Consider the following 5,179-nt stretch of genomic DNA (forward strand, 5'->3'; position numbering starts at 1 on the left):
CATCAGCACACTGCACGAACATGCGGAGTGCAGGCGCTCCGGATGGCTTCGCCCACGACATCGGTTCCGACACACCCGACGGCGGCGACTTGGGCGCCGAGACGGGCGAGCGTGACGGCCTGGTTGAGCGCTTTGCCGCCCGGGACAGTCCGCATGGCGTCGGCACGTAGGTCGTCGCCCCATACCGGTAAGCGGGGTGTGCTGATCAGGCAGTCGAGGACGTAGGCGCCGGCCACGAGGAACCGAAGCTCGCTGATAGGGCGCGCTGGGTGGGTGCCGGTCATGTGCTGGTGTAGGTCCAGGCGGAGCCGACTCCGCGGTACTGCTCGACCGGGATCGGGGTCACCCCGGGGCGCATCTTGTCGGTGTAGAGGTGGCCGTCCAAGTGGTCGATTTCGTGGGCGACCAGGCGGGCAAGGCCCTTCTCGAACGCGGTGATCCGCCGTGTTCCGTCGATGTCGGCGTGCTCGACGTGCAGAGTGAGCGGTCGGGGGACCAGGCCGCGGACATCGAAGAAGCTCAGGCATCCTTCGTACTGCTCGTCGGTCTCGGGGCTGGCCTCGATGACGGTTGGGTTGAGCAAAGTGATCGTGTCGCCGTCGACGGTGCGGACGATCGCGGCGGCCCGGTTGATCCCGACCTGCGGAGCGGCGATCCCCATACCCTTCCCGAAGGTATGCAGGGCGGAGACCCGTTCGATCGCGGAGGAGAGTTCGGCAACGACCCGGCGGGCGTCCTCGGCCTCGGCAGGCAGATCGAACGGGCGAGCGGGCTTGCTCAGGATCTCGGCGCCCTGCTGCACGATGCCGACCGCGGCCATCTGCTCGGACGGACGGGCGGCCCCGGCGGCGGGGTCGGGCTGGGCGCGGAAGTTCCACTCCAGCCGGTAGCGGGCGTGCAACGGCGGCTCGTTTGTTGACCATGAGAACACCCGGCGGCCGGCGGTCTCGGTGCGCGCGATCGCGGTCCGGAACGGCAGGGAACGGGTCGGGACCCGTACGGCGCGCTGGAACCACGGCCCCACCGGTCATCCGACACCCGGTAGGAGTACTCGATGACGGCGGTGTCGCCCGGGTAGAGCGGAAAGTGCCCCTGTGAGTTCTCGAAGCAGAGCCAGACTTCCTTGAGTGCGTCCCAGTCGGTCTTGATCTTCCAGTTCATCGGCTCGCCGTTGCACGTGGCGGACAGCCGCAGGAAGTCCCACCGGAGCGGTTTCGCCCGGTACAGCCGGGCCGATCGCTCGGGGTCGCCCGGATAGCGGTCGACGGAGATCCGCATCAGGTAGCGGGTGACCGGCTCGGTGCCGGTGTTCACGATCCGGCGCATCTGGCGCGCGTAGTACGTCGCGTCGTCGTACCGCAACGTCGCCTCGTCGACCTCGACGATCAGGCCACCCTACGACGCGGCCGGCTGCGCGGGCGGGGTAGTCGCAACCGGTGGGGATGCCAGGGCCGGAACGGGCTGCGGCCCGGCGGGCTGTGCGTGGATTCCCACCGGCGCGGGGCGAGCCCGAAGTATCCGCCTGGGATGCGCAGGGCGTCCGCGATGCGCTCGATGAGGTCCAGGGAGGCGATGCGGTCTTCACCGCGCACGATGCGGCTCACCCGTGACTGCGACAGGCCGTCGACCGGTGAGGAGATCCGGTCCTGGCTGGCGCCGTCGTACTTGCACATCAGGCGGAAGATCGTCCCGAAGTCGCGGACGGAGCAGGCGGCGCGGAAGTCGGGCCGGGCCAACAGTTCGGCGGACACCCGATACGACCCGACCGGCACGCCGGGGGTGTGCGTCACGGGGCGAACCTCCACGTCCCACCGAAGCCGGACGCTCACGACGGGTGGCGTGAGCGGAAAGCACGCACAGACTAACGCGGTCATACCAAACCAGTATGGGCCTTGTGTGGCAACCGTTTTTCGCGGGTTCGGCAACCGGCCGGCAACCGCTCGCCACCCGATCGCGGCGTTGACGCGCTGTCAATGGTCCATACGAGACGTGTATGTCATATCGACATTTCGTGACAACCCGTCGGGTGAGGCTGGGTGCAGGCCACCCCGCTCCGTGTTCACGTAGAGCCGGGCTCCGCGGGACGGGGTGGCGTCCAGACCGTGAGGTGACACGAAGGATGAGGGGCACGGCGGATGCCATGGACCAGGACCAGACAGACCGGAGCGAATCCGCGGAATGGGCACGGGGGTTCACGATGACGTGGACGAGTGGCCCGTGCCGGGCAGATGAGGAACCGGGGGTGGGCCTGCTGCCCTGGGGTGTGGACGCCTGGGCGCTGGTGGTCCCGGCGGGCTCGTCGGCGCAGGCGTTGCACGCGGCGATGGCGGAGATGCCGTCCGGCCTGCGGTTCGCTGAGGCCTTCGGGGACGTTGACGTGGTCCTCGTCTACGAAGCCTCCGGCGCGCGGCTGTCCCGCCGGCAGATTCCCGGGCCGTTCCTGCGGGCGATGCTTGAACTCGACCCGGTGCGGGTGGGGGCGGGCAACGGCCGGCGGTGGATGACCGAAGGGGAACACGCGGCGTATGAAGCGGGGAAAGCCGATGTCGCCGATGCGCTGCGCCGTCAGATGATCCGCCGACGACATCGGCGGGAGCGCTCCGCGCTGAGCTGACATCTCCGAAGATCGCAGGGTCGGACCTCGTCACAGGGTCCGGCCCTGCATCGTTTCATGACGGCGTCGGGCCGTCTGTCCTGGTGACGGCCTGTTCGACCGTGGCGAGACTGGTCAGGATCTCGGTTAGGCGATCCTCAACGCGAGCCAGAACAGCGAGGATCTCCCTACCTGTGGGCTCGCTCGCCTCGCTGTCTGCGGTCCTGGTGCCGGACAGCAGGACGTGTATCAGGTGGTCGTCGGGCCACTCCAGCGCGCGGGCGATCGCGGCGAGGGTCTTGTTCTGCACGCGGCGGCCAGCGCCGTGCTGAAGGAGACGCAGCGTGGACACCGACACCCCGGACAACTCGGCCAACTGCTGCTGACCGACCCGCCGACTCGACATCCGCTCGTTGAGCGCCACGGCCACGGCGGCCCAGTCCTCTCCCTCGGCCGGACCACGCTCGGTGTAGACGGACGCTTTCCGGTCAGCCATGACGCGCATATTAGCCATCAAGCAATCGGCGCCACAGGAGGCGTTCGGCAGCCATACCAACCTCGTATGAAACCCACCCGGATTTCCTCGTCGGATAGACCTGTCTGGCATGGTCCTATACAAGGCGCACATACTTTGATCGTATAGCGGTTGAAATGCGGTTAGCGAGCGGCGGATCGTGTACCTTGTCAGCCGGAAAGCACGCGACCGGTTCCGGGATTGTCGAGACGAGTGGAGGTGGCGCGGTGGCGGTGCTCTGTTTCAGGTAGACGGCCCAGAACCCCTTGCTTCCCTTCCGCTGCTTCCTGGCCTGTCCGATCTTCTTTCATCCTCGTTTCTTTCTGGTCCTGGTGGCTTCGCGCGTTCTGAAACAGGTGGTATTTGCCATGTCAAAAATCAACAGCGATCGAGGGACGCCTCGGGTTTCCTCTCGGTCAGACGAGATCCGCGTTCCGCTGTGGGTGCTGCTGCTCGCGGTGGCCGGTAAGGGCCTGGTGCTCACAGTGCGCTGGTGCTGGCGTCACCGGGTGGCCGTGTCGGTCGCGCTCGGCCTGCTGCTGTTCACCCGTCGGTTCGGCCCGTTGGGCTTGATGGTCCTGCTCGTCGGGCCGGTCCTCCTGGCGGTTGCCTGGTGGCGGGTACACGCCCGGTCGTTCGGCCGGCTGGCCCGGTGGATGTGGGGCCGGGTGCGGCTGACTTTCGTCTACCGGCGGCGCTGGCGTCCGGCGATGGTTCGCGCTGGGCTTGCCATCCGCATGCCGGTGTCAAACGGCGATCAGGGTACGTTCGACGAGTATTTTCCGCGGATCCGGTCGATTCGGTCCACCCGCGCGGTGGACGTCCTGCGGGTGGAACTCCTGCCCGGACAGACACCGGAACAGTGGGAAGAGCAGGCCGAAGCCCTGCGGCACGTCTTCCGGGCGCGGCGCTGCCAGGTCCAGGCGGAAGCACACCGGTTCGTCCGGCTGCGCTTCCAGCGGCGCCCACAGCGCGACACCCTGACCCAGCCCATCGGCCCGGCCGGCCTCGACACTCCTCGGCCCGTGAGGGACAGCCGCGCGGGTCCGGGATGTGTGACTGATCTCGTATTTCTCGGGTAACAGTCGTTCGCTTTGCGGGGCCGGGAAATCTGAGGAGAGTAAACGGCATGGTGGAAGAGGATGGTTTCCGGCGTCCGCTGCGGGTCCTGGTATGGGGTGAGAACAAGCAGGATCAGGAGGAGGAGGTGCGGCAGGTGTACCCGTTGACGATGCACGAAACGATCGCTGCCGCGCTACGCCGGTTACTCGGGGAGCGGGCGCGGGTAGAGACCGCGACCCTCCAGGAACCTGAGCACGGGCTGCCCCCGGCCCGAGTTGCTGAGATTGACGTACTGCTGTGGTGGGGCCATGTTGCGCACAACATGATCGCGGACGAAGTGGTGGACCGGCTACAGCACCGGGTTCAGCAGGGCATGGGGCTGATTGTCCTGCACAGCGGTCATCTGTCGAAAATCTTTCGTCGGCTCATGGGCACGAATTGCCACCTGCGCTGGCGGGAGGGGGGTGACAGGGAGATCCTCTGGCCGGTCATGCCCGACCACCCGATTCTGCGCGGGATATCGCGGCCCATCGTCCTTTCCCGTCATGAAATGTATGGGGAGCCCTTCAACGTTCCCGCCCCGGAGAGCTTGTTGTTCATCAGCAACTTCTCGGGTGGGGAGGTGATCCGCAGTGGCATGTGCTGGACCCGCGGTCAGGGAAGAATATTCTACTTCAGTCCTGGTCACGAGACTCACCCGGTTTATCATCACCCGGCCATCCAACGCGTGCTTGCAAATGCGGTCCAGTGGTGCGCTCCCCGCTGTCCGCCGGTAACCCTTGAAGAGTCCCCACAATGCCCGGAGGGCTGGTTTGAGCAGGATGCCGACTGAAACAAAGGCCGGCGGCCGGACCGGGCTGCCGGTATACAATATCTGACCGACGGTTCACGCGAGGTCGCCGTTCGATGTTCGCTGCCGGCCCGTGGGGGTCATATGACCCACAGCCGCACCGTTGTGTCGGTGCTGCCGGCCTAGATTGTTCATGGGGTTGGTGGGGTTCCCCGAGTGA

Annotated in this window: 6 protein-coding genes and 1 pseudogene; 3 read left to right on the forward strand and 4 right to left on the reverse strand. The window is 66.7% G+C overall.

Annotated features, from left to right (window positions below):
- Positions 1-2: 2 nt before the first annotated feature.
- From CV1CTNOD_RS27185 to CV1CTNOD_RS26010, 3 genes are all read right to left on the reverse strand, one after another.
- Positions 3-284 (reverse strand): PfkB family carbohydrate kinase, encoded by a 282-nt coding sequence (locus CV1CTNOD_RS27185; protein ID WP_278043840.1) that lies wholly within the window; start codon positions 282-284, stop codon positions 3-5.
- On the reverse strand, positions 281-1,024 hold the full coding sequence (locus CV1CTNOD_RS26005) for a peptide deformylase (protein ID WP_242606225.1): 744 nt from the start codon (positions 1,022-1,024) through the stop codon (positions 281-283). The genes CV1CTNOD_RS27185 and CV1CTNOD_RS26005 overlap by 4 nt, the downstream gene beginning before the upstream one ends.
- 361 nt (positions 1,025-1,385) lie before the next feature.
- Positions 1,386-1,790: a helix-turn-helix domain-containing protein gene (locus tag CV1CTNOD_RS26010; protein ID WP_242606226.1), complete on the reverse strand. Its 405-nt coding sequence runs from the start codon at positions 1,788-1,790 to the stop codon at positions 1,386-1,388.
- A gap of 452 nt (positions 1,791-2,242) precedes the next feature.
- Between CV1CTNOD_RS26010 and CV1CTNOD_RS00145 the strand changes: the two genes are divergently transcribed.
- Positions 2,243-2,614, forward strand: coding sequence for a hypothetical protein (locus CV1CTNOD_RS00145; RefSeq protein WP_242606227.1), 372 nt, complete (start codon positions 2,243-2,245; stop codon positions 2,612-2,614).
- Positions 2,615-2,669: 55 nt separating this feature from the next.
- Here CV1CTNOD_RS00145 and CV1CTNOD_RS00150 read toward each other — a convergent pair whose 3' ends face one another.
- On the reverse strand, positions 2,670-3,089 hold the full coding sequence (locus tag CV1CTNOD_RS00150) for a helix-turn-helix domain-containing protein (protein ID WP_131784189.1): 420 nt from the start codon (positions 3,087-3,089) through the stop codon (positions 2,670-2,672).
- 386 nt (positions 3,090-3,475) lie between these two features.
- Between CV1CTNOD_RS00150 and CV1CTNOD_RS00155 the strand changes: the two are divergent.
- Together CV1CTNOD_RS00155 and CV1CTNOD_RS00160 are read left to right on the forward strand one after the other, a co-directional pair.
- Positions 3,476-4,141: pseudogene (locus CV1CTNOD_RS00155) on the forward strand (FtsK/SpoIIIE domain-containing protein); the annotation flags it as partial.
- Positions 4,142-4,236: 95 nt separating this feature from the next.
- A complete protein-coding gene (locus CV1CTNOD_RS00160) occupies positions 4,237-5,001 on the forward strand; it encodes a ThuA domain-containing protein (RefSeq protein ID WP_131784190.1) in 765 nt (254 codons plus the stop codon).
- Positions 5,002-5,179: the final 178 nt, after the last annotated feature.

Source organism: Protofrankia symbiont of Coriaria ruscifolia, from assembly GCF_900634745.1.
Taxonomy (GTDB): domain Bacteria; phylum Actinomycetota; class Actinomycetes; order Frankiales; family Frankiaceae; genus Protofrankia; species Protofrankia californiensis.